General features: G+C 52.2%; 24 protein-coding genes. 12 read left to right on the top strand and 12 right to left on the bottom strand.

Features of this window, described 5'->3' with window-relative positions:
* Positions 1 to 32 precede the first annotated feature (32 nt).
* A complete protein-coding gene (locus UM181_07915) occupies positions 33 to 680 on the bottom strand; it encodes an RluA family pseudouridine synthase (protein WQC64523.1) in 648 nt (215 codons plus the stop codon).
* Between the two features lie 602 nt (positions 681 to 1,282).
* Between UM181_07915 and UM181_07910 the strand changes: the two genes are divergently transcribed.
* The 7 genes from UM181_07910 (at position 1,283) to UM181_07880 (ending at position 9,225) form a co-directional block, all read left to right on the top strand.
* Positions 1,283 to 1,855 (top strand): XRE family transcriptional regulator, encoded by a 573-nt coding sequence (locus UM181_07910; protein WQC64522.1) that lies wholly within the window; start codon positions 1,283 to 1,285, stop codon positions 1,853 to 1,855.
* A gap of 7 nt (positions 1,856 to 1,862) precedes the next feature.
* Positions 1,863 to 2,483 (top strand): LysE family translocator, encoded by a 621-nt coding sequence (locus UM181_07905; GenBank protein WQC64521.1) that lies wholly within the window; start codon positions 1,863 to 1,865, stop codon positions 2,481 to 2,483.
* A 2-nt stretch (positions 2,484 to 2,485) separates the two neighbouring features.
* Positions 2,486 to 2,896, top strand: a complete 411-nt coding sequence (locus UM181_07900; protein ID WQC64520.1) for a hypothetical protein — start codon at positions 2,486 to 2,488, stop codon at positions 2,894 to 2,896.
* A gap of 132 nt (positions 2,897 to 3,028) precedes the next feature.
* Positions 3,029 to 5,473 (top strand): FAD-dependent oxidoreductase, encoded by a 2,445-nt coding sequence (locus UM181_07895; GenBank protein WQC64519.1) that lies wholly within the window; start codon positions 3,029 to 3,031, stop codon positions 5,471 to 5,473.
* On the top strand, positions 5,470 to 6,366 hold the full coding sequence (locus tag UM181_07890) for a homocysteine S-methyltransferase family protein (protein WQC64518.1): 897 nt from the start codon (positions 5,470 to 5,472) through the stop codon (positions 6,364 to 6,366). The genes UM181_07895 and UM181_07890 overlap by 4 nt, the downstream gene beginning before the upstream one ends.
* Before the next feature lie 51 nt (positions 6,367 to 6,417).
* Complete coding sequence (locus UM181_07885) at positions 6,418 to 8,865, top strand: FAD-dependent oxidoreductase (protein WQC64517.1); 2,448 nt, start codon at positions 6,418 to 6,420, stop codon at positions 8,863 to 8,865.
* A 141-nt stretch (positions 8,866 to 9,006) separates the two neighbouring features.
* Positions 9,007 to 9,225 (top strand): DUF6552 family protein, encoded by a 219-nt coding sequence (locus UM181_07880; protein WQC64516.1) that lies wholly within the window; start codon positions 9,007 to 9,009, stop codon positions 9,223 to 9,225.
* Positions 9,226 to 9,322: 97 nt separating this feature from the next.
* Here the strand turns inward: UM181_07880 and UM181_07875 are convergent, their stop codons facing one another.
* The 3 genes from UM181_07875 to UM181_07865 all read right to left on the bottom strand — a co-directional run bounded on the left by UM181_07875 (position 9,323) and on the right by UM181_07865 (position 11,651).
* Positions 9,323 to 9,586: a peptidase gene (locus UM181_07875; GenBank protein WQC64515.1), complete on the bottom strand. Its 264-nt coding sequence runs from the start codon at positions 9,584 to 9,586 to the stop codon at positions 9,323 to 9,325.
* 359 nt (positions 9,587 to 9,945) lie between these two features.
* Entirely contained in the window at positions 9,946 to 10,959 is a 1,014-nt protein-coding gene (locus tag UM181_07870; GenBank protein ID WQC64514.1) for an NAD(P)H-quinone oxidoreductase, read from the bottom strand.
* Complete coding sequence (locus UM181_07865) at positions 10,956 to 11,651, bottom strand: COQ9 family protein (protein ID WQC64513.1); 696 nt, start codon at positions 11,649 to 11,651, stop codon at positions 10,956 to 10,958. The genes UM181_07870 and UM181_07865 overlap by 4 nt, the downstream gene beginning before the upstream one ends.
* Positions 11,652 to 11,764: 113 nt before the next feature.
* Here UM181_07865 and rpsU point away from each other — a divergent pair, with 113 nt between their 5' ends.
* Positions 11,765 to 11,971: a 30S ribosomal protein S21 gene (gene rpsU, locus UM181_07860; GenBank protein WQC64512.1), complete on the top strand. Its 207-nt coding sequence runs from the start codon at positions 11,765 to 11,767 to the stop codon at positions 11,969 to 11,971.
* A 205-nt stretch (positions 11,972 to 12,176) separates the two neighbouring features.
* Positions 12,177 to 13,097, top strand: a complete 921-nt coding sequence (locus UM181_07855) for a threonine/serine dehydratase (GenBank protein WQC64511.1) — start codon at positions 12,177 to 12,179, stop codon at positions 13,095 to 13,097.
* A gap of 6 nt (positions 13,098 to 13,103) precedes the next feature.
* On the opposite strand, the gene ppk2 is transcribed toward UM181_07855, so the two are convergent.
* Positions 13,104 to 14,018 (bottom strand): polyphosphate kinase 2, encoded by a 915-nt coding sequence (ppk2, locus tag UM181_07850; GenBank protein WQC64510.1) that lies wholly within the window; start codon positions 14,016 to 14,018, stop codon positions 13,104 to 13,106.
* A 283-nt stretch (positions 14,019 to 14,301) separates the two neighbouring features.
* On the opposite strand from ppk2, the gene UM181_07845 reads away from it, so the two are divergent.
* Both UM181_07845 and UM181_07840 read left to right on the top strand, forming a co-directional pair.
* Positions 14,302 to 15,618, top strand: a complete 1,317-nt coding sequence (locus tag UM181_07845; protein WQC64509.1) for an insulinase family protein — start codon at positions 14,302 to 14,304, stop codon at positions 15,616 to 15,618.
* A gap of 15 nt (positions 15,619 to 15,633) precedes the next feature.
* Positions 15,634 to 17,058, top strand: a complete 1,425-nt coding sequence (locus UM181_07840; GenBank protein ID WQC64508.1) for an insulinase family protein — start codon at positions 15,634 to 15,636, stop codon at positions 17,056 to 17,058.
* Between the two features lie 81 nt (positions 17,059 to 17,139).
* On the opposite strand, the gene UM181_07835 is transcribed toward UM181_07840, so the two are convergent.
* Positions 17,140 to 17,598, bottom strand: coding sequence for an Lrp/AsnC family transcriptional regulator (locus UM181_07835; GenBank protein ID WQC64507.1), 459 nt, complete (start codon positions 17,596 to 17,598; stop codon positions 17,140 to 17,142).
* A 136-nt stretch (positions 17,599 to 17,734) separates the two neighbouring features.
* Between UM181_07835 and ald the strand changes: the two genes are divergently transcribed.
* Positions 17,735 to 18,859 (top strand): alanine dehydrogenase, encoded by a 1,125-nt coding sequence (gene ald, locus UM181_07830; protein ID WQC64506.1) that lies wholly within the window; start codon positions 17,735 to 17,737, stop codon positions 18,857 to 18,859.
* A gap of 27 nt (positions 18,860 to 18,886) precedes the next feature.
* Here the strand turns inward: ald and mscL are convergent, their stop codons facing one another.
* The 6 genes from mscL to rpmI form a co-directional block, all read right to left on the bottom strand.
* Positions 18,887 to 19,321 carry a large conductance mechanosensitive channel protein MscL gene (gene mscL, locus UM181_07825; protein WQC64505.1) on the bottom strand — a complete coding sequence of 145 codons (435 nt, stop codon included), beginning with the start codon at positions 19,319 to 19,321 and terminating at the stop codon, positions 18,887 to 18,889.
* A gap of 170 nt (positions 19,322 to 19,491) precedes the next feature.
* A complete protein-coding gene (locus UM181_07820; protein WQC64504.1) occupies positions 19,492 to 19,941 on the bottom strand; it encodes a YtoQ family protein in 450 nt (149 codons plus the stop codon).
* Between the two features lie 44 nt (positions 19,942 to 19,985).
* A complete protein-coding gene (gene pheT, locus UM181_07815; protein WQC64503.1) occupies positions 19,986 to 22,385 on the bottom strand; it encodes a phenylalanine--tRNA ligase subunit beta in 2,400 nt (799 codons plus the stop codon).
* Positions 22,382 to 23,452 (bottom strand): phenylalanine--tRNA ligase subunit alpha, encoded by a 1,071-nt coding sequence (gene pheS / locus UM181_07810; GenBank protein ID WQC64502.1) that lies wholly within the window; start codon positions 23,450 to 23,452, stop codon positions 22,382 to 22,384. Before pheS ends, pheT begins: the two co-directional genes overlap by 4 nt.
* A gap of 195 nt (positions 23,453 to 23,647) precedes the next feature.
* Positions 23,648 to 24,010 carry a 50S ribosomal protein L20 gene (gene rplT / locus UM181_07805; GenBank protein WQC64501.1) on the bottom strand — a complete coding sequence of 121 codons (363 nt, stop codon included), beginning with the start codon at positions 24,008 to 24,010 and terminating at the stop codon, positions 23,648 to 23,650.
* A 12-nt stretch (positions 24,011 to 24,022) separates the two neighbouring features.
* Complete coding sequence (gene rpmI, locus UM181_07800) at positions 24,023 to 24,223, bottom strand: 50S ribosomal protein L35 (GenBank protein WQC64500.1); 201 nt, start codon at positions 24,221 to 24,223, stop codon at positions 24,023 to 24,025.
* Positions 24,224 to 24,337: the final 114 nt, after the last annotated feature.

Here is a 24,337-nt window from a genome sequence, read left to right as displayed (position 1 = left end):
ATGGTCAGGCTGCTAAAGATTGGCTAAAAAAGTTAAAACGGCGCGGGGCTGCGAAATTTCAGCCCTTTGCCCGTTTCAGGGTGTTTGAGGCGAAGCTCTTCCGAATGCAGCATCATCCGCGGATATTCTGCCGCGGCGTCGCTGGCGTAAAACGGATCGCCTAAAATCGGATGACCAAGCGCCAAACAATGCACGCGCAATTGATGCGAGCGTCCGGTTTTGGGTTTTAAACGCAAACGGGTTTCCGTGTCTTTCGCACGCATCACCTGCCACTCGGTAACAGCCGGCTTTCCGGTTTCATGGCACACCATCTGCCGCGGCCGGTTGGGCCAGTCCACAATCAAGGGCAAATCCACGATGCCCGTTTTGTCCTGCACCTGCCCGGCAACAAGCGCAATATAGGTTTTTTGGGTTTTGCGCTGCTCAAATTGCAGCGATATATGCCGCTGCGCATGCGCGCTCAGCGCAAAGACCATCACGCCGGATGTATCCCGGTCAAGCCGATGCACCAATAGCGCGCTGGGGAAAACCGCTTGGACCCGGGTAATCAGACAATCGGCCAAATGTGGCCCGCGCCCGGGCACCGATAGCAGGCCCGCCGGTTTGTCCACCACAACGATCTGATGATCATCGTAAAGGATATTCAATGGCTCATCAGGAGGAGAATACGCACTGCTCATATCAGGGGCATAACGCGCGCGCAGAACCCTGTCTATCCCCAAGGCTTTGCGCTGCCATTAGGGAGGGATTTGCCCATCAATAACACAAAATATACCAAAAAAGAGATCGCTGCTGCCTATGCAGGTTTCAAAACCCTCATTGATAGATCACCTGTTGCTTTCTGATCGCAACTTCACAAGACCAAATGAAATACTCAAGTCATCATAATGAACAGGGATAGCGCTGCCCCCTGCACAGATGCGATGTGATTTATGATCCAAATAGCATTGACGCTTGCCCCACCGACCACACTGCATTTTTGAATAATTTTTAATATCCAAAACCTCTTCATATACTTTTTAGGTTCATGCATCTTTTTGAGTTTTTAGGCACATTAAGCCTGAAATAAAGGCCCCGTACGGCGTTGAGCATCCGCATTCAAACCGCCATGAGCGCGCCCCCAACCAAGGCCAGAACGGCTTTTGTAAAACTAACCCTATTTGGAATTTGTTCCTCGGCTTCAACCCGCCCTATCTGAGCATGCAAAAAAAATGAAAAAAGAGTTGATTTTTTCATTAACGTCTGAAAATGAAAAAATAGTAATGTTTTTCACGGAGCAGCTATGGCCGCGGCAGCCGCATCATCACTCAAATCCTTAGGGGCGGATCTGCGTTCGCTGCGCAAAGCGCGCGGCCAAACTTTGGCACATTTGGCAGAACAGGTTGATAAATCAGTCGGTTGGCTGAGCCAGGTCGAACGCGATATTTCGCAACCCTCTATCGACGATTTGCGCGCGCTTGCAGCGGCGCTTGATGTTTCGATCTCGGTGTTTTTTGGACAAAGCGAACCCCCCGCCGATGAGGCCGGTTTTGTCGTGCGCCATGGCGCGCGCCGGCCTCTAGGCTCGGGCGAGGCGGGCTTGGTAGAAGAGCTGTTATCGCCCGATTTGACGGATGATTTTGAAATGCTCCATTCTACGTTTGAACCTGGTGCTGCGTTAAGCGCCCCCATCAGCCGCCCCACGCAAGAAGTCGGGTATTTGCTATCAGGAAAACTGGATATGGTGATTGCGGGCAAAGCCTTTACCATCCACCCCGGCGACAGCTTTCGCATCCGCGGAGAAGCGTTTCAATATGCCAACCCCTATACAACAGCGGCCGTTGCGATCTGGGTGATCGCGCCGCCCGTCTATTGAGGCGCTGATGAGCTTTGAAGCCTGGATCATATTTGTCAGTTTTTGGGCATTGTTTGTCACCACGCCGGGGCCCAACGCGCTGAACTGTATCACGGTGGCCCTGCATTACGGCTTTAACACCGCGCTTTTTTGCGTGCTGGCGATACTGACACAAGCATCGTTGTTTCTAACCCTTTCGGCATTTGGCATCACCGCGCTCATCGCCGCCTCCCCTTTGGCATTTGACCTTTTCAAATGGTTGGGCGCAGGGTTTTTGATCTATTTGGGCCTACGGGGGTGGATCAGCGCGGCGCAACCCGTTACCGCGCAAAAACCCGATCATCGGAAAATCTATGTCAAAGCCTTTATGATCGCCACGATCAATCCCAAATCAATCGCTGGATATCTGGCGGCTTTCAGCCAATTTGTTCAGCCGGATATTCCGATATGGGCGCAAATGGGCACGATTTTTCCCACCGCGCTTTGTCTGACCACATGCTCTTACCTTTGCTATTGCGCGATCGGGGCAAAGCTAGGCCAAACCGCAATAAATGCCGTTTTCAGCACAAATTTGCGCCGCATTATGGCACTCTTCTTTGTGTTTTACGGAGTTCTATTGGGCAGTAGCCAAATGGGAAAAGGGGTTTGAGCATGAGGGCGTGCATCAAAGGCGCCTGCGGGCGCGGAGCAATCAAAATTGAACGCCCCAAATCCTTGCGCGATGTTATCGCCTGTCAATGCGGCCAATCTTGCAAGCTGGCCTGCCATTACGGGGCCGCAACGGCAATGCCCACTGAAAGATTGGTTTTTCACTCCAATGCGCGCTTGCAATGGTATAAATCCTCGCAGCATGTTCGACGGGGGTTTTACAACATCTGTGGCTCAAATTTATTTTACGATGATGAGCAGCACTCTGAAATTGCCATCAGCCCTCGCGCGCTTGAAGACCAAGATGAGCTGTCTTTAACAGCGCAGATTTTCACCGCGTCTAAGGGCGCCTTTTATAAGGTTTACGATCAATTGCCCCAGCATCAGCAGTGGAGCGGCAGATGGTCAGACTAGCTCAAAACGCTTCAAATAACTTTAATGCAGAGGCACACAGCCGCGCCATTCGCGAAGCAGCCCAGCAGGTGGGCGCACTCACCAGCCTCACATCACAGATCCTAATATTTGGCCTTAAGGAGTAAGGGGACCATGTCAGAATTTCCATCAACAGCACGCGTTGTTATCATCGGAGGAGGCGCCGTGGGCGCGTCCTGCCTTTATCATTTGGCCAAAGCCGGCTGGCGCGATTGTGTTCTGCTGGAAAAAAACGAATTGACGGCGGGCAGCACCTGGCATGCGGCGGGCAATGTGCCCACCTTTTCCACCTCTTGGTCGGTGATGAATATGCAGCGCTATTCTACAGAACTTTACCGCGGGCTTGGCAAGGCTGTGGATTATCCGATGAATTACCATGTCACCGGCTCGATCCGACTGGCCCATTCGGACGCGCGCATGCAAGAATTCCAGCGCGCCAAAGGTATGGGCAAATCCCAAGGGATGGAGCTGGAAATTTTGGGATTGGATGAGATCAAAGCCCGCTATCCCTTTCTCGAAACACATGACCTGAAAGGCGCGCTATACGATCCCAATGATGGCGATATTGATCCGGCGCAGCTGACCCAAGCCTTGGCCAAAGGCGCACGTGATCTGGGGGCACAAATTTTACGGTTCACCCCCGCCACTGGGGTTGCGCGCGAAAATAACGAATGGATTGTAAAAACCGAAAAAGGCGATATTCGCTGTGAATATGTGGTGAATGCAGCGGGCTATTACGCCCAGCGCGTTGGCGAATGGTTCAAACCTTATGGCGGACGTACGCTGCCAATGATGGTGATGAGCCACCAATATATGCTCACCGATGAAATCCCCGAGCTTGAAGCCTGGAGCGCTGAATCAGGTCATAAGCTGCCGCTGCTGCGCGATGTCGATAGCAGCTATTATCTGCGCCAGGAAAAACACGGGCTGAATTTGGGGCCTTATGAGCGCAATTGCAAAGCCCATTGGGTAAATCCCGAAGATCCAATGCCCGAGGATTTCAGCTTTCAGCTGTATCCGGATGATTTAGAACGCTTGGAATGGTACGTTGAAGATGCGATGGCGCGGGTGCCCTTGCTGGGCTCTGCCGGTGTGTCAAAAGTAATCAACGGGCCCATCCCCTACGCGCCAGATGGAATGCCTCTGATCGGGCCAATGCCCGGCGTACCCAACGCGTTTGAAGCCTGCGTCTTTACCTTTGGCATCGCGCAGGGCGGTGGCGCGGGTAAAGTGCTGGCTGAATGGCTGACCGAAGGCCAAACCGAATGGGATATGTGGTCTTGCGATCCGCGGCGCTACACCGATTACACAGATCCAGATTATTGCGTGCAAAAAGGCATGGAAGTCTATGGCCATGAATATGGCATGCATTTCCCCTGGCATGAATGGCCCGCCGGGCGCGATAAAAAGCTTTCTCCCAATCACCAGAAAATTCTAGAGCTGGGCGGTGTCATGGGCGCCTATAACGGCTGGGAGCGCGCCAATTGGTTTGCCAAACCTGGCGATGATACCAGCGAAGAAACCAGCAAAACCTGGAACCGCGCGGGGCCATGGGAGGCGCGTATCCGCGAAGAATGCGAAGCCGTGCGCGATCATTGCGGCGTGCTTGACCTGCCCGGGTTTTCACGATTTTGGATCCAAGGCACGGGGGCTGATGCTTGGCTGCGCGGGTTTTGCACCGGCGCCATTCCAAAAATCGGGCGAATGAATTTGATCTATGTGGCGGATCGCCGTGGGCGGATCCTCACCGAATTATCCTGCATTCGGCTAGATGTGGATAATTTTGTGTTGATCACGGCCGCCACGGCGCAATGGCATGATGGGGAATTGATCAAGAACAGCCTGCCAGCCGAGATTTCATTGCGCGAAACCACAACCGAGCGCGATACACTCATCGTCACCGGCCCCAAATCGCGCGATATCTTATCCATGATCAGCGATGCGGATCTATCGCGCGGCTGGCTGACCCATCAATGGGCAAATGTGGTCGGTGAAAAAGCCTTTCTGATCCGCGTATCGTTCGCCGGTGAACTGGGCTGGGAAATCCATGCCGAAAACGATGCAATGCCGGAAATTTATGCCGCCGTTCTAGAGGCCGGCGCCAAACCTTTCGGAATGTACGCGCTGAACTCACTGCGCATCGAAAAAGGCTACCGGGCCTGGAAGGGTGATTTATCCACCGATTATTCGATGCTGGAAGGCGGGCTGGAACGGTTTGTGAAATTTGACAAACCCGAAGCGTTCACCGGCAAAGCTGCGCTTCTAAGCGAAAAACAACAAGGCAGCAAAAAACGCTTTGTCACCCTGCGCGTTGATGCGGGCGCCTGCGATGCACCTTATATGTCAACGCTATGGCACAATGGTGAGATCGTTGGAGAAACCACCTCTGGGGCTTGGGGCTATCGGGTGAATGCCTCGCTGGCCTTGGGCATGTTGCGCAGCGATCTGAGCGCGGCAGGGACCGAAGTTGAGGTTGAAATTTACGGTGAACGGCGTAGAGCAATCGTACAAACGGATGAGCCAAGTTGGGATCCGCAAAACGAAAGGCTGCGTGCATGAAAGACATAACCCTATTGGACGGATCCATTGGCCAAGAGCTGGTGAAACGCGCCGGTAAAAAGCCTACTGCTATGTGGTCAACCGCGGTGCTGATTGATCAACCAAATCTGGTAAGAGAGGTTCATAACGACTATTTTTCAGCCGGGGCGAGCGTGGCCACGACCAATACATATCCGGTTCTAAAAGACCGGCTCGAGCGCGAGGGATTGGCCGATCAAATCGAAACCCTTTGGGCGCGCGCGGTGCAAACCGCCTGCGCGGCGCGCCAGGCCCATGGCGCGGGCCGTGTTGCTGGTGCAATTGGCCCTCTGGTGGCCTCTTATCGCCCTGAACTTTGCCCGCCCGCGGCAGAGGCGGAAGCGCTTTATGCAGATATCGTGGCTGCGCTGGCGCCAAATGTGGATGTTTTTATATTAGAAACAATGTGTTCGGCCGATCAGGCTGAGGGGCTTCTAAGAGCCACGGGTAAAACCGATACACCCAGCTGGCTGGCGGTTTCCGTGGATGATTTCAATGGCAAAACGCTGCGATCGGGCGAGCCGCTCGAGGCTTTAAAACCCGTGCTCGACCGTCATAAGCCTGACGCCGTTTTAATCAATTGCGCCCGCCCCGAAGCGGTAAATGAGGGCCTTGAGATTCTAAAAGATTTTGGGCTGCCTTTTGGCGCTTATGCCAATGGATTCACTAAAATAACGGATGGGTTCCTGACCGAAGCGCCAACTGTGGATGCGCTGCAAGAGCGGCAGGATTTAGACCCCAAAGCCTATGCGACCCATGCGATGGGCTGGGTTGCTCAGGGCGCCAGCATCATTGGTGGTTGCTGCGAAGTTGGCCCAGCGCATATCGCAGAAATCGCAAAGCAACTTTCGCAAAATGGCTATCGCATTATTTAACCCGCTAAAAGCGCGCGCCTGAGCGCGCCCAAAAAAACGAGGTATCCGCACATGACAAACCTTCCTTCTCACGCGCGTGTCGTCATCATCGGTGGGGGCGTTATCGGCTGTTCTGTGGCCTATCACCTGGCCAAACTGGGATGGAAAGATGTGGTGCTGCTTGAACGCAAACAGCTGACCTCGGGCACCACATGGCATGCCGCCGGATTGATCGCGCAATTACGCGCCAGCTCGAATATGACCAAACTGGCAAAATATACGCAAGAGCTCTATGGGGCATTGGAGGCTGAAACCGGCGTCTCTACGGGGTTTAAACGGGTTGGATCGATCACCGTTGCCTTGACTGACGAACGCAAAGAGGAAATTTTTCGCTCTGCCGCGATGGCACGGGCCTTTGGCGTCGATATTGACGAAATCACCCCAACGGAAATCGGCGAAAAATACCCCCATCTTAACTTGGAAAACGTGAAGGCCGGCGTATTTCTAGACAAAGATGGCCAAGGCGATCCGGCAAATATTGCCTTGGCTTTGGCAAAAGGGGCCCGTCAAGGTGGAGCGCTGATCCAAGAACGCGTTAAAGTCAGCGCGATTGCCCGTCAAGGCCGACGGGTGACCGGTGTTGACTGGCGGGCGGAAGATGGCAGTAGCGGCCATATCACCTGCGATATGATCGTGAATTGCGCCGGAATGTGGGGCCATGAGGTGGGCCGTATGGCGGGGGTCAATGTGCCGCTGCACGCTTGTGAACATTTTTATATCGTCTCAGAACCCATCAAAGGGTTGAGCCAACTTCCCGTGCTGCGGGTGCCCGATGAATGTGCGTATTATAAAGAAGATGCCGGAAAAATGATGCTAGGTGCCTTTGAGCCACAGGCAAAACCCTGGGCGATGAATGGCATTCCTGACAGTTTTGAGTTTGATCAATTGCCCGAAGATTTTGATCATTTCGAACCGATTTTGGAAATGGCGATCAACCGCATGCCAATGTTAGGTGAAGCCGGCATTCATACGTTTTTCAACGGCCCGGAAAGTTTCACGCCCGATGATGCCTATCATTTGGGCCTTGCACCTGAAATGGATAATGTCTGGGTAGCGGCCGGGTTTAATTCGATCGGCATTCAGTCGGCCGGTGGCGCGGGTATGGCGCTGAGCCAATGGATGGAGAGCGGCTCAAAGCCCTTTGATCTGGGGGATGTCGATATTAACCGAATGCAACCTTTTCAGGGCAATAAACATTATTTATTCGAGCGCTCAAAAGAAACGCTGGGCCTGCTTTATGCCGACCATTTTCCCTATCGGCAAAAAGCTTCTGCACGCCATATCCGGCATTCCCCGTTTCATTCAAAACTCGATGCTGATGCCGCGGTTTTTGGCGAAGCTGGCGGGTGGGAGCGGCCCAACTGGTTTGCCAAGCCAAGCCAACAGCGCGCCTATCACTATAGCTGGAAACGCCAGAACTGGTTTGACAATGCCGCCCAAGAGCTAGCCGCCTTAAGAACTGGCGTGGGCATGTATGATATGTCATCATTTGGAAAATTGCGCGTCGAAGGCCCCGATGCAGAGGCGTTTTTAAACTATATCTGCGGCAATGATTTATCGGTACCAATTGGCAAAATTGTCTATACGCAGTTTCTCAATCACGCAGGTGGTATTGAAGCGGATATCACAGTAACCCGGCTCAGCGAAACCGCCTTTATAGTGATAACGCCCGCCGTAACACGCTTGGCCGATGAAACTTGGATGCGCCGCCATTTAGACGACCGCGCCGTTGTCATCACCGATGTGACCGCAGGCGAGGCGGTGATGGCTGTGATGGGCCCGCAGGCGCGCCAGCTGTTGCAAGCCGTATCTCCTAATGATTTTAGCAACGAGGCCAACCCCTTTGGCACGATGCAAGAAATCGAAATCGGCCTAGGTTTGGCGCGTGCACATCGCGTCAGCTATGTGGGTGAGCTGGGCTGGGAAATTTACGTCAGCAGCGATATGGCGCTGCATCTTTACGACACGCTGAGCGCAGCGGGCACCGCCTTTGATCTAAAACCTTGTGGCATGCATGCGATGGATTGCGGGCGTATTGAGAAAGGCTTTCGCCATTTCGGCCATGATATCACCTGCGAAGATCATGTCTTAGAAGCCGGCTTGGGGTTTGCTGTTAAAACCAATAAACCCGAATTTATCGGCCGCGATGCGGTGCTGCGCAAGAAAGAGGCGGGGCTGAACACCCGCCTGCTGCAATTTCAACTGCAAGATCCGGGTCCGATGCTCTATCACAATGAACCCGTGCTGCGTGATGGCGAAATTGTAGGCTATCTCAGCTCGGGCGCTTATGGCCATTCCCTCGGGGCTGCGATTGGCATGGGTTATGTGCCCTGCAAGGGCGAAACCAGAGAGGATCTTTTGGCCTCGGCGTATGAAATTGACGTTGCTGGTACGCGCATAAAAGCCACAGCCTCACTGCGGCCACTCTATGATCCAAGCGCCACGCGGGTGAAAGCCTAAGTGTCACATCACAGATAAACATTTTATCCATGCGGGCTGTTACCTGCGCAAAGCCGTTAACATGCAGTTCATATCCGTATGACTGGCGGTGCGGCGCAGGCTTTTGCGCCGCACGAAGCCAAGCTTAACATAGAGGTTAATATGCAAACAGTAGATCATGTAAAATGGCTGGCGACAGCCGTTCAATTGGTGGGGTATGGTTTAACCGGAATGGGGATCACCCCTTGGAATATATATTTATTTTTTGCAGGTATTCTGCTTTGGTTCGCAGTGGGTGTGATGTGGAAAGATCGAGCCATTATGGTGGTGCATATTGGCGCGTTCATCTCGCTTCTAGGCGGGTATCTCAGCGCCGCTTAAACCGTCAGTTTTTTTTGAATTTCTGTGCTCTCCCTTTGCGCCTCTTACAAATTTAACCCTATAATATTACGCGCTTTAAAAGCCGAGCACGGCTAAATCACACCAGCCCAAAATACCGGGAAATACCGAACACATAGAGGCAAAAAAATACAATATTGATCCATTTTAACTGCGGTTCGCTACGCAGCCACGCGCAAAAAATCCAAATCGCACAAAAGGGCAGTGAAAAGAACATCGTATAGGGGTAAAAATCAAAAACCACCGCTGCGACGCTTAACAGACCAAACACCAGGGCAATATTTTTCAACCGTTGTTCGGCCGTTTCTGACACTTCAAACGCCCCGCGACGCACATCTTGCATAAGCAACTCCTTCTTCTTTGCTGCCGGCCTTTATAGGCAAGGCCAAGATTTCGTAAATAAAAGCGCCTAGCGGCGTCAATGATGACCGTGTCCAGTTTTAAAGGTTAGGGCACACTTTAATGCATGTTCTTTGACCGCACCCTATTGCTTAACTCATATGCAGAGACCCGATTATAATGTGCGACCGGCCACCCTCAAACCGCCATGGCCTGTCGCTATATCTCGCAAACCGCCCTCTTGCATGCTGCGGCAACACCTAGGATAACACAGCCCAACCCACATGTCTTCTGCTCTTAAAAAGCCCCACGCAAAATAGGCGTGCACGGGCTGGTTGAGCCTGCTCAACGCAAGCTGTAGCTTTATGAAACCTGAAGCACAATCTTACCGATATGGGCGCTGCTTTCCATCCGCTCATGCGCGGCTGCAGCCTCTTCCAAAGCAAAACTGCTATCCATCACCGGTGCAATCCGCTCCTCTTCCAGAAGCGGCCATACGTTTTGCAACAAGCTTTGGGCAATCCGCGCTTTTGCCAAATCAGACTGCGGGCGCAGCGTGCTGCCGGTTAAGGTTAAGCGCCGCGTCATCATCTGCACAAAATTCAGCTCTAGTTTGGGACCTGCCAAGAACGCGATTTGTACCAACCGCCCATCATCGGCCAAAGCGTTGAGATTGCGCGGGATATAATCGCCTCCAACCATATCCAAAATCAGATGGGCGCCGCCCTGTGAACGCAGCGCCGCCACAAAATCCGCCTCGCGGTAATTCACCGCTTGCTCAGCCCCAAGATCCAAACAGGCCTGACATTTTGCAGCGCTGCCAGCCGTCGTGAAAACCCGCGCTCCAAATGCATGGGCCAATTGAATCGCTGTGGTGCCAATACCGGATGATCCTCCATGCACCAAAAACCGCTCACCGGCCTGCAATCCCCCGCGCATAAATACATTTGACCACACGGTGAAAAAGGTTTCAGGCAAGCAGGCCGCCTGCTTTAAATCCATACCATTCGGGACCGGCAAGCAATGCGCAGCAGGGGTGACCGCATATTCTGAATAGCCCCCACCTGGCAGTAAGGCGCATACCTGATCACCCAGCTGCAGATTATGCACGCCAGCCCCTAATGCGCAGATCGTGCCCGAGGCTTCCAACCCCGGCAAATCGCTGGCCCCTGCCGGTGGATCATAGAGGCCCGCGCGCTGTAAAGCATCAGGGCGATTGACCCCGGCATAGGCCAATTTGATCACCACATCGCCATAATTTGGTTGCGGCACAGGGCGGGTGCAGAGCCGCAGCATAGACGGACCACCCGGTTTCTCAATCTCAACGGCGCGCATTCTTGAAAGGGCAGCGAATTCCGGCTCCTGAACCGCGCTCATGATCGACCACGCCATTGACCGGGCAAAGAGCTCACTTCAGAAGGAGAGGGCGCTTTGATTTTGCTGAAAATCTTGCTTGGGCCGGCGCTTAAACGGCTGAATACAGGGTTTTCCCGCATCTTATGTTTGAAGCTTTCAAACTGCATGACATTGGCGATACGCCGCTCTAAAAAATCCCATGTTGCTTGATAATTGACGCTGTCATCGCCCAACCAATATAAAACGCAGGATGTATAAACCGCGCTTAACGTTGTGCGTTTACTATACCAATTGAGATCGCGCGAGCTATCCCCAATCGCCTGCCATATGGCATCGCTTGTGCCCCAGATTAATTTGGCACCTTCAAGCGTGTTTTGCGGCAAAGCAAATAAGGTTGACCCCCGTCTAACCGCTTCTTTATCCGCCACCGCCTGTAATCGAGTTCGCACCGCAAAGATGATTTTCTCGCGAATTTTTAATTCTGACAAATCCGCAGCCTGCATCGCCTCTAGCATTGCCTGATCGCCTGCGCGGTGAAAGGCAACCGCCAGATCCAAGGCCCCACGTGGAAAATGCAAACGCGCCGCTGGCTCGGATATCTGCGCATCAGCACAAGCCGCCCGGAAGCTGGTTTCAGACCAACCGTCAAAGGGCACATGCATCAATATGGCCGCGAGCAACGCTTGTGTTGCGTCATGTTGGGGATCATTCATACTCTTCACAACCTTCTCTAAATGCCAACTCTAGACAAAATAGCCGCGCCTTGCTAGAGGACCAGCTCCTGCGACTTTATGCAACTTTAATCTAGAAAGGTGGTGACAACCACATGCAGGTAAGTGTTCGCGAAAACAATGTTGATCAGGCGCTACGGGTTCTGAAAAAGAAGCTGCAACGCGAGGGCGTTATTCGAGAAATGAAGCTGAAGCAACATTTCGAAAAACCGTCGGAGAAACAGGCGCGCGAGAAAGCGGAGGCGATCCGTCGTGCCCGCAAACTGGCCCGTAAAAAGGCCGAACGCGAAAATATGATGTAAAAGCCCACGCCTTTGGGCAAAGTCGTTTGACCCCCATGATTAACGTCGTGGGGGTTTTTATTTTACCGGTGACGCAAATGGCACCGCAGATCTATAAAGCGGGATGAAAAAGCCCGCGCCCCCGCTCCAAGCTTGTGACCCCGGACTTGTGGCACGCCTCAGCTTTGAGTAGATTTGCCCAAATTAGACAATCAAGGATTTCATAATGGATTGGCCCAATCTTATAAAGACCGCGAGCGCCCGCGTGACGCCCTATATTCGACAAACGCCAATTGTGACATTTGAAACCCGCACCGTAACGCAGCCTGTGACCCTTAAATTAGAGCAATTGCAACACGCTGGCAGCTTCAAAACCCGCGGTGCCTTTAACACTTTGCTTGGCACAGAACCGCCCGCGGCTGGGTTGGTGGCAGCCTCGGGGGGCAACCATGGCGCCGCCGTGGCTTACGCGGCGCAAAGGCTGGGCTTTCCCGCCCGCGTGTATGTGCCGGAAATTGCCGGCCCAGCAAAGACTTCCCTTATCCGCGCCTGCGGCGCCGATCTTCAGGTGGTGCCAGGGGCCTATTCAAACGCCTTAGAACAAGCCAAAGCCTGGGAAGAAAAAACCGGCGCGATGCAAATTCACGCCTATGATGCTGAGGCCACGGTTGCAGGCCAAGGCAGCTGTTTCGTTGAATGGGAACAGCAGGGGCTAAATGCAGATACGGTGCTTATCGCGGTGGGCGGCGGCGGGCTTATCGCCGGCGCTTTGGGATGGTTTCAGGGGCGGTGCAAAATTGTTGCCGTTGAACCAGAACGCTGCGCCACGCTACACGCGGCACTGAGCGCAAGCGCCCCCGTGAATGTTGAGGTCTCGGGCGTTGCGGCAAATGCTTTGGGCGCGCAAAAAATTGGGACTATCTGCTTTGATCTGGCGCAATCTACCGGCATAGAGTCGGTGCTTGTTTCTGACGCTGCCATCACGCAGGCCCAGCGCAGGCTTTGGCAAGATAATAAGCAGGTGGTTGAACCCGCAGGCGCGGCCGCTCTGGCGGCTGTGCTCAGTGGCGCCTATACACCTGAGCCAGACGAGCGCTTGGCAGTTTTGGTCTGCGGGGGCAATATTGCCTCAGACCCGCTTGCATAACGCCGCTCAGTAAATCTTTGGCACGTATAATTTATCGGGCAGCACGCGGCGTTCATAATCAGGGTTAAACACCCGTTCTGGCAAAGTAATCTTTTCAGACGGCATATCCTGATAGGGAATCTTGCCCAGAATATGTTCGATACAATTCAGCCGTTCGCGCTTTTTATCGTTGCCTTCCACGATATACCAAGGCGCCTCTGGAATATTGGTACGGGCAAACATATCTTCTTTGGCTGTTGTATATTGCTCCCAACGAATGCGGCTTTCCAAATCAATCGGCGAAAGCTTCCATTGTTTCATCGGATCATGGATGCGCATCAAAAACCGCATCTGCTGCTCTTCATCTGAAATAGAAAACCAATATTTCAAAACAAGAATACCCGAACGCACCAACATGCGTTCAAATTCAGGTACATCGCGAAAAAACTGTTCGACCTGATCTTCTTCAGCAAAACCCATCACCCGCTCAACACCGGCGCGATTATACCAGGAGCGATCGAACAAAACAATTTCTCCACCCGCTGGCAAATGCGGGACATAACGCTGAAAATACCATTGCGTCTGCTCGCGCTCTGAGGGTTTTGGCAACGCCACAACCCGGGCAACCCGTGGATTCAAGCGTTGCGTAATGCGCTTTATCACACCGCCCTTGCCGGCGCTGTCGCGCCCCTCGCAGATGATTAGGATTTTGGCACCTGTGGCTTCAACCCAATGCTGCAACTTGATCAGCTCCATCTGCAAGCGCAACAGGTTGCGATAATAGACCCGCCGATCCAGCATATCCGGATGCTTATCCTTGTAAATCTTGCGGATCTCTTCGGTCAGCATCGGTTCGCTGAACTCATTTTCATAGAGCTCATCCAGCGTATCTTCCAATTCGGCTTCCAGCCAATCGCGCGGGGTTGAGGAGGTTTCGTTCATTCTTATTCCTTTGTAATGCGAACCATAATAAACGCTGCAATGGCAGATGTCACTGAGGTTACAATTCTTGGCACGACAAGCGCGCTTGGCGCGGTTATTCTTGCGCTCCTGCAATCGTCAAAGCGTTGACAGTCTGCAATACAGCCCAAATGCGCCAAACAGAGCCACCCACAGAAATCCTCTGCTTAATGTGTAAAGGGCGAGATTGAGCTTGCAGGGTCTTTGGAAAATAAATACACTTTAAAAGTGTTTCTTGTTTTTGTATTTCTCTTTAAGTTTTGTAATGTATTTTTTTAAATTTCTAAAATCCGCGATACTTTCCTTGGCGGCCGCGGTTTCAACCCAAGCCGTGTCGGAAACCGCCGCAGATCTGGTTTCCACGATACAGCATCCGAATTTTCAACATATCTATCTCATCACCGATCCTGACGCTCGGTCTTTTGAGGCCAGATTGATTTTCCAAAACGGTGAATTAGACAACCCCTACGCTGAAGGGCTTGCGCATTATGTCGAACATTTGGCTTGGCTCAACGTGACGCAAAGCAAAGATTTTGAGGCCCTTCGCCATTCTAATGCATGGACCAATTTAACCAGCACAGCCTATGTCACGCATAGTTCAGAGACGTGGTTAACCAAAGAGTTGCAGCGCTTGGTCGAGGTTAGCGCTCCCTTCACCTTGGCTAAAAGCTTTATGTTGGAAGAGCGGGATATTATCCTGCGCGAATATGAGGCGAGTGTCGCAGAAAACCCTTATTTCGAAATTGAACAAAATATAACTAGAGCACTTTACCCAAGCTCACCATGGGCGAGATCGGTACTTGGATCCCCGACTGAAATAGAAGATTTCAGCTTAATCAACGCAAAAAAATTACACCGTAAAAGCCATGAATTGGGCAATGCCGTTTTAATCGTTACCGGGAATATTTCAAAGACCACCTTACAAAAAGCATTAAGAAACTTAAATTCCCCAAAACCTGCCGCTCCCATTGCGCCGACACCTCTGCCCACTCCTGAGGTCGGAAACGAACGTGTCGCGGCAGATATACACGTTGCAAGGCTTGGCAGCCCGACTTTATTCTATCGAAAACTAATTAAACGCCCCCCCTGCTCGGATGCGGCCTTTTGCGATCAAACAGTTCGAGTTTTACGCGCAGCGCTCGACTCATCTTTACCCGGCGGGATAGCCGGCCCTTTACGGTTTGATAATTTTTTCGCGCGCAGCTTCTGGTTTGACTTGCGCGCCATAGGGTCAAAGCATCTGCTAATTGAATTCACAGCAGAACCCGATTTGAATATTTCTTTAAGCAAACTCGAAACCGAATTTACCAAAGTTTTCAACGAAATCGTCCAGCAAGGTATCCCCGAAAAAACAATCAAACAGATCAAAAAGCGATTTCAGGGTCACCTTAACGACGTTTTAAAACGCAAAAATTACAGAAAAAACCTTCTTATTGATCGGGTGTCCAACCGTCAGCCTTATTACGGGCTCACAGCTGAACGGCGGGCTCTGCGAAGCGTCACCGCGCAAAAGATCAACGATTTGTTAACCGCCCTCGGCCAATCCGGACGCACAGTTATCTACCGGGCAAATGAATTATGAAAAAGGAAAATCCAAATGATAAGATGTTTTCTAATTTTTGCGACAAGCATGCTTTTGAGCTGCCAAGAGGATGATCTAAATGCAGATGCCAGTGACGAAACACGTCCAGCAGAATTCAAAATGTTACCAGAAGAAAACCGCAGCGTTATTTTGGCCACGACCCCCCTGGGGCATACATTTCATTTTATGCCGATCTATGAACCCGGTGTAACGGATATAACGATCATGATTGCCTGGCCTTCCAACTGGGCCTATGAGGCATCGCGCAATCCGGCCGTTCCATATATTGGCACAGAAACCCTTTTAAGTGGAGGAACGGAAGATATTTCTCCAAAGGAATTGAATGAATTTCTATCGGACAGAAATTCAGGCGGATCGCTCACTCCCACTGCAGACTACGTGTATGGCGAAATCAACTTTCCAAAAGACTACCGCGAAGACGTCATTAAACTCGCCTCTGATACATTGCGCAGCCCGAAATTTGATCCACGTTGGGTTCACAGAATTAAGGGTTCAATACGCCAAAACATGCAGTCTGCGGATTTAAAAACAGAAACAAAAATGTGGAATTTAGCTCGAAAAGCGAATTTGGGCGATAACCCTCTATACCATTTTCTGACGTTGCCCGATCTTAGGGTGATTGATGAGGTATCTGTGGATATGTTACGCCAATGGCATAAGCAAACCTTTACGCAATCAGGCTTAACAATCGTGGTCACTGGCGCCATTTCCCGGCAAGATGCCGGCAAATCAGTGGATACCTTGCTTTTTGATCTGCCAAAAGGTCGCGTATCTCCACCGCATGACGTAAACGTAACGATAAAACCGCAAACCGTTTTTCTGCATGTACCAGAGGCTGAGAAAACAACAATCGGGATATTAGGCCGCCTACCTGCCACCTCTCAGGGCAATGACTTAACCGACCGCTTAGCCTTATCGCATTTTTCGCAAAGCGGGTCAGGCCCTTTATTTTCTGCTCTGCGCACCGAACAGCGCGCGAGTTATGGCTTTCAGGCTGGATTTTTCAATTATAACCGCCAGAATAGAGCCCTGATTATAACCGGCGCCGTTGCCGCAGAGCAAGCCGCAGAAGTGGCGGCAGATATCCCCGAAATATATGAAGAATATCGCTTAGATCCCAATTTTGAAACCTTGGCAGATCTGCGAAATGGTATGGTTAATCAGACACAAAAAAATGTCACCTATGTAAATATCGCTGCCCAAACAATTTTAGAATTGGCCCTTGATAAACGCGATCCAAAAATCGCTCCAAAACTACATAACGAATTGGCAAAACTACATTCGCAAGATCTGAAATCAAGAATGAAAACCGTATTCCCACCCAAAAGTGAATTGGCGGTTTTCGCAGCAGGGCCAAGCAAGAAGGGCTGGTCGGATGCCTGCGTTATTTCAAAAATCGAAGCGCTTGATGACTGTTAAGGCTGAAAGAAATCTAGCAGATATTTTTCAGCTCTCGATGCACAAATATTCCATAAACCCGCGCGGTCAGCATGCGCAAATTTACAAAGGCAAGGCCGTGGTTTTAAAAACAGTGCGCAGCGCAAATAACGATTGCATCTGCGCCACGCCGGGCAGCCGGGCCAAAGATTGACGATGGATGCGGGCGTAATCCTCTGTGCTATCAGCCACCACTTTCAGCAAATAATCAGCGCTGCCCGCCATCAGATGGCACTCTAAAACATCGGGTACCCGCGCAACGGCTTTTTCAAAGCTATCCAAAATTTCATCCGCTTGACCCGATAAGGTGATTTCCACAAAAACCGTGGTCGGCTTTTGCAATTTGCGCGGATCCAGCAAGGCCACATAATCTTTTATATAGCCCTCTGCCTCCAGCCGCTGGATCCGCCGATGACAGGCTGAGGCAGACAGGTTTACCCGTTCAGCCACATCCGCATTTGACATTCGCCCCTGCCGCTGCAGGATAACCAAGATTCGACGATCCGTTGAGTCAATCTGCATATCTTGCAATAATCTTCTAATATTTTATCAATTATTTATATTATATTTGAAAAATAGTGTAATTCAATCACAATCTTTTCAAGAAAATTGCGTGTGATACCTGTCATAATTTGCGCAAAGCAAAAAGGAGCTCAACATGCAAATAGGATGTCCTACAGAAATTAAACCGCAAGAATTCCGCGTTGGAATGACACCAAATGCGGTAAGCGAAGCCACCCGGCACGGGCATAAAGTGATGGTTCAGGCAGGTGCAGGCGCTGGATCGGGCTTTTCGGATGCTGAATATCAAAGCGCCGGGGCGCAAATTGTTGAGACAGCAGAAGAAGTCTTCACCAGTTGCGATATGATCGTAAAAGTCAAAGAGCCTCAGGCCGTTGAGCGCGCTCAATTGCGCGAAAATCAACTGTTATTCACCTATTTGCATTTGGCACCGGACGCGGCGCAAACGCAGGATCTTTTGGCCTCTGGTTGCACTGCAATTGCCTATGAAACAGTAACCGACCAGGCGGGCGGATTGCCTTTATTGGCGCCCATGTCCGAAGTTGCGGGGCGCTTGGCACCGCAAGTTGGCGCATGGACCTTGCAAAAAGCCAATGGCGGGCGCGGCGTACTCATGGGCGGCGTGCCAGGTGTTTTACCGGCCAATGTCTTAGTCATTGGGGGCGGCGTTGTCGGCACACATGCCGCTAAAATTGCCGCGGGTATGGGCGCAGATGTCACCGTGCTTGACCGTTCTTTGCCGCGCCTGCGATTTTTGGATGATGTCTTTGGTGGGCAATTTAAAACGGGGTATGCCAATAGCGCACTAACCGCCGAGTTGGCCAGCGCCGCCGATATGATCATCGGTGCCGTATTGGTACCCGGCGCCACAGCGCCAAAATTGATCACAAAAAATCAATTGAACAGCTTAAAACCCGGCGCCGCGCTGGTAGATGTGGCGATTGACCAGGGCGGCTGCTTTGAGACATCGCGCGCCACAACGCATCAAGATCCGATCTATCAAGTGGATGGGATCCAACATTATTGCGTGGCCAATATGCCCGGCGCGGTTGCGCGCAGTTCTACGCAAGCTTTGGGCAATGCCACATTGCCGTTCTTATTGGCGCTGGCAGATAAAGGCTGGCAGGCCGCTTGCGCTGACGATCCCCACCTTTTGAACGGCTTGAATATTCACGCCGGAACGGTGACCCATGCCGCTGTGGCAGACGCATTGGGCTATGCACTTAGCCAGCCCAATCTAACGCTTAAAACCGCAGCCTAAAATACAGGCTAAAACACAGGCTAAAACTTAGACCTCCCGCTGAAGGGCCGTGCGAATATCGATTAATATATCCAACTCGCTCGGCCCTGAAGGCGCGGCATCAGGCGCAACCTCTTCCGCTTTGCTCTGCGCCTCTTTAAGCTTATTGACGTAACGTACCAGCAAAAACACCACCCAAGCGATGATCAAAAAATTGATCACGGCCATGATAAACGCCCCATAGGCAAACACCGCAACCCCCGCCTCACGCGCCGCTGCAAGAGACACGAAATCGCCCTCGCCCCGCAGAACCACGAATAAGTTACCAAAGTCGACCCCGCCCAAAAATAATCCAATCAACGGATTGATCAAATCCCCGACCATTGATTTGACGATCGCCGTAAACGCCGCACCGATAATGATGCCAACGGCCATATCCATCACATTGCCTTTGGCAATAAAACCTTGAAACTCTTTCAACATAACGTGCCTTTCAAAAATAAATTTAAATAATAAAATAAAAAATCAGCTCTGAGGCTGCGCGTCTTTTAAGGCATATTTAGCGTGTCTTGTATATTTTTAATTGTTTTTAGGCCGCAAAAAAAGGGCCCAAAGGCCCTTGATCACTCTGCTTAAAATCCAGCCCGGCGCTTTTAAGCCGGTAAATCGCCCGAAAGAATATAGGTTAGTATCGCAACGACTTGGCTGGGATCTTGCGCAACGGCCAAAGCCGCTGCGTCAACTTCTTTCAACGCATGCTGATGCTCTGCCCCATGCAGTACGATTAAAGATTTCCCCAAGGCGGCCGCATAGCCTGCATCAAAGGCCGCGTTCCATTGCTTATATTTCTCGCCAAAGCGAACCACCACAATATCTGCCTCTTCGATGCCTTTACGGGTGCGCATCGCGTTCAACTTTGCGCCTTTATGGTCGTGCCAAAACTTGTTGGATTCTGCGCCCAAAATGGCAACGCCGCAATCATCACTGGCGGCATGATCCGTGACTGGGCCGGTAAACACCACATTAAGATCCCGCGCACCATGCGCGATTTGATCGCGCCAATCTGTGTGAATCTCACCAGATAAATAAACTGTTAGCATCATGACCGTTTCCTCATCCAAAGGTTTTACTTACGCGAATTTGCATTTTACATCCGCAAGGCGCCGCCTGTTGCAGAGGCCACTTTGGCCACAATTTTGGCGCCCACGGCTTCAATCTCAGCATCTGTCAGCGTCACCTCTATGGGCTGCAAGCGCACCCGAATAGCGATTGATTTTCGATCAACCCCTAAGCTGCCACCGATAAATTCATCGAACACGCGCACATCGGTAATCAGCGTTTTATCCGCGCCTTGCGCCGCGTTCACCAAATCCAGCGCCTCGGTTTTATGATCCACGACGAAGGCAAAATCACGCTCGACGGCTTGCAAATCTTTTAGCTTCAGCGCAGGCCGCGTGGCCGAGTTGTTGCGCGGCAAGGGCACCTCATTGGGCCAAATGGTGAAGCCAACGGCCGGCCCTTTGATGTCAAAAGCCGCCAATATTTTGGGATGCAGCTCACCAAACACCGCCAATGTTTTTTTCGGACCCAAACAAATCTGACCATGCCGGCCCGGATGCCACCAAGGCGCCGCGCCGCGCCGTATCTGCGTTTTCACAGGCGCTCCAATTGCGCCAAGGATCGACAGAGCATCGGCTTTGGCATCAAAAAGATCTACATCGCGGTCAGAGGCATGCACGTCTTTCGGAGCGCTGCGCCCAATCAAAAGACCGGCAATTTGCAAATCTTGTTCCTCGGGCTCACCGCCGCTAAAGACGGGGCCAATTTCAAACAAGGCAAGATCTGCAAACCCCCGCGCTTGGTTGCGCTGCGCCGCAGCCAGTAGCCCGGGCAACAGATCAGGGCGCATATGGCTCATATCCGCGCTGATCGGGTTTTCAAGCCGGGTTGCATCACTACCAGCGCCAAAAAGCGCGGCCGCAGCTTGATCGATGAATGAATAGCTTACGCATTCGTGAAAGCCCAAAGCCGCGCCTGCGCGCCGGGCAGCTTGCTCGCGTTTTTGCACGGGCGATAAAATCGGTTTGGGCACGCCGGGTAAGACCCGGGGCAAGGGCTTGCCCTGCAATTTTGTTAAGGAGGCTATCCGCGCAACCTCTTCCACCAAATCCGCCTCGCCCAGAACATCCGGGCGCCAACTGGGCACATGCGCCGTTTTGCCATCCAGCACAAAGCCAAGCGCGGTCAGGCTTTGGCGCTGCGTAGCCTCGGGGATTTCCATACCAACCAAAGATTGAATGCGATCCGTATCCAATCGGTAGGCGCGCGCATGATCTGGCACCGCTCCCGCCATCACCACCTCAGAGGCCTCACCGCCGCATAAATCTAGGATCATCGCCGTGGCAGCTTCAACGCCTAAGGGTGTCCAAGCGGGATCGATACCGCGTTCAAACCGATAACGCGCATCAGAATTAATTTTCAGCGCGCGCCCCGTATAGGCGGTGCGCACCGTCTCAAAAAACGCCGCTTCCAGAAACACAGAAGTTGTGCCCTCAGAGCAGCCACTGTGCAATCCCCCCATAATTCCGCCCAGGCTTTCCACCCCGGCGGCATCGGAAATCACCGTCATACCTTCGCTCAAAGTATAGTCTTTATCATCCAAGGCGGCGAAAACTTCGCCGCCCGTCGCACGGTGCACCCGCAAGGCTGAACCTTCAACCTTATCCGCATCAAAGACGTGCAAGGGGCGGTTGTTATCATAGGTGAAAAAATTCGTGATATCGACCAGCGCCGAAATTGGACGCAGGCCGATCGCTTTCAGCCGGTCTTGCAACCAGGCAGGGCTGGGGCCATTTTTGACGCCGCGAATAACCCGGCCAAAGAAAACCGGACATTGCGCTTGCGTATCCTCATCAATCGTAACCGAGATTGGGCAGGGAAACTGACCCATAACCGGTTCGACCGGATAGGGTTTCAACACGCCCAGCCCGCGGGCGGCCAAATCGCGCGCAATCCCGCGCACGCCCAGCGCATCTGGGCGATTGGGCGTGATCGCAATATCAATTAGAGTATCCACTTTCGATGGATCATTTTCAGCCAAATAATCAACAAAACTTTGCCCGACTTCGCCAGATGGCAATTCAATAATCCCGTCATGCTCGTCGCTTAATTCCATTTCGCGTTCGGAACACATCATGCCAAAGCTTTCGACACCGCGAATTTTGCCGACCCCGATCGTAGTATCAATGCCTGGCACATAAGTGCCCGGCGTGGCAACCACCACGGTGATGCCCGCGCGCGCATTCGGCGCGCCACAAATAATCTGCAACTCACCCTGATCAGTGCTTACTTGGCAGACGCGCAGTTTATCTGCATCCGGGTGTTGCTCGGCTGCAATCACCTTGCCAATTCGGAAATCACTCAACCGATCCGCCGGGTTTGACACCTCTTCCACTTCAAGCCCGAGATCGGTCAAAGCGTATAAAATATCGTCTAATGCAGCATCAGTGTCCAGATGGTCTTTCAGCCAAGAGAGCGTGAACTTCATGACAGGCCTCCGTGTAAATTGGGCTGATCCAGGCTGGAAAACCCGTAATGACGCAGCCATCGTAAATCACTGTCGAAGAAGGCGCGTAAATCCGGAATTCCATATTTCAGCATGGCGATGCGATCGATGCCCATACCAAAGGCGAACCCCTGCCACTTCTCCGGATCGATGCCACCAGCTTGCAGTACTTTGGGATGTACCATGCCAGAGCCCAGAATTTCTAACCAGTCATCCCCCTCGCCCACTTTCAACTGCCCGCCTGCCCAACTGCAACGGATATCCACCTCAGCAGAAGGTTCCGTAAACGGGAAATGCGAAGCGCGAAACCGCAACTCAACATCATCAACCTCAAAATAGGCTTTTACGAATTCTTCCAAAACCCATTTGAGATTGGCCATGGAAATATCTTTATCAATTGCCAAACCTTCTACCTGATGAAACATCGGCGTATGGGTCTGATCGTAATCTGCGCGATACACGCCGCCGGGGCAAATCACCCGCACTGGCGCGCCAGTTTTTTCCATCGTGCGAATTTGTACCGGACTGGTATGCGTGCGCAGCACGTGGGGGGGGCGATCATCACCCTCTGCGCGATGCATGTAAAACGTATCCATTTCCGCGCGCGCCGGGTGATGCCCGGGGATATTCAACGCGTCAAAATTATACCAATCTGTATCAATCCGCGGGCCTTCAGCCACGCCGAAACCCATATCGGCAAAAATCGCTGTGACTTCTTCGGTTACCTGCGAAATCGGATGGATCGTACCGCGGCGTTGATCACGCGCTGGCAATGTAACGTCCAACCATTCAGTGCGCAAACGCTCGTCCAGCGCGGCATCAGCCAGCGCGGCTTTACGCGCCATCAGCGCCGAATTCAGCTCTTCTTTTAACGCGTTCAGCGCCGGGCCCGCCACTTGCCGCTCTTCGGGTGTCATCTTACCCAATTCGCGCAGCTTCAGGCTGACCTCGCCTTTTTTTCCAACCGCTGCGAGGCGGGTTTCTTCCAAGGCGCTTTCATCCTGCGCAGCCGCAATCGCAGCTATATATTTTTCGCGTAGACCATCCATAGATCTTCTCCAAATCCAGACGCCCTCTGCTATCATATTTGGAACCGGGTGCAACCCGCTTAGCAGGGCAGGCCCAAGCCCGACAGGCTTTATAAACTAAGAAAGCCTCCGATCAAATTGGCGGCCTTGGCCAAAATAAAAAAGCACCGCAAACGCTGTTTGCAGTGCTTTAAAACTCAATTTTTAAACGCTGGTTTAGGCCAAGGCCGCCTTGGCCTGCAAGACAATCGCCTCAAACGCTGCCGGCTCATGCACGGCCAGATCGGCCAGAACCTTCCGGTCAACCTCAATACCCGCCAAGCCAAGCCCATTGATAAAGCGCGAATAGGTCATCGCCTCATCATGACTACGCACGGCTGCGTTGATCCGCTGGATCCACAAGGCCCGAAAGTTGCGCTTCCGGTTATGCCGGTCGCGGGTTGCATATTGATTGGCTTTATCAACCGCCTGCGCCGCGACTTTAAACGTGTTTTTACGACGTCCATAATAGCCTTTCGCAGCTTTTACGATTTTCTTGTGACGGGCGTGGGTTACGGTACCACCTTTAACGCGTGACATATCTTATCCTCCTCAGCGCGAATAGGGCATCATCGACTTGACGATTCTTTCGTCAGGCGTTGACATCACTGTTGTGCCGCGGGCGTTGCGGATGAATTTACGGGTGCGTTTGATCATTCCGTGGCGTTTGCCGGCTTGACCGGTTTTCACACGGCCATTCGCCGTTACTTTGAACCGCTTTTTGCAGCTCGATTTGGTCTTCATCTTAGGCATTTCCGTCTCCTGTCTTAACAAAGGTCGGTTTATACGCGACTCGGCATGCCCTTTCGGCCGGCCACGTTGAAGAGATTGCCGTATAGGGCGCTCCTTCTATAAGCGCAAGTGCAA

The sequence above is a fragment of the Alphaproteobacteria bacterium US3C007 genome (genome assembly GCA_034423775.1).
In the GTDB taxonomy this organism is placed as follows: Bacteria; Pseudomonadota; Alphaproteobacteria; order Rhodobacterales; family Rhodobacteraceae; genus Thalassovivens; species Thalassovivens spotae.
This window is presented reverse-complemented; position numbering and strand designations above follow the sequence as displayed.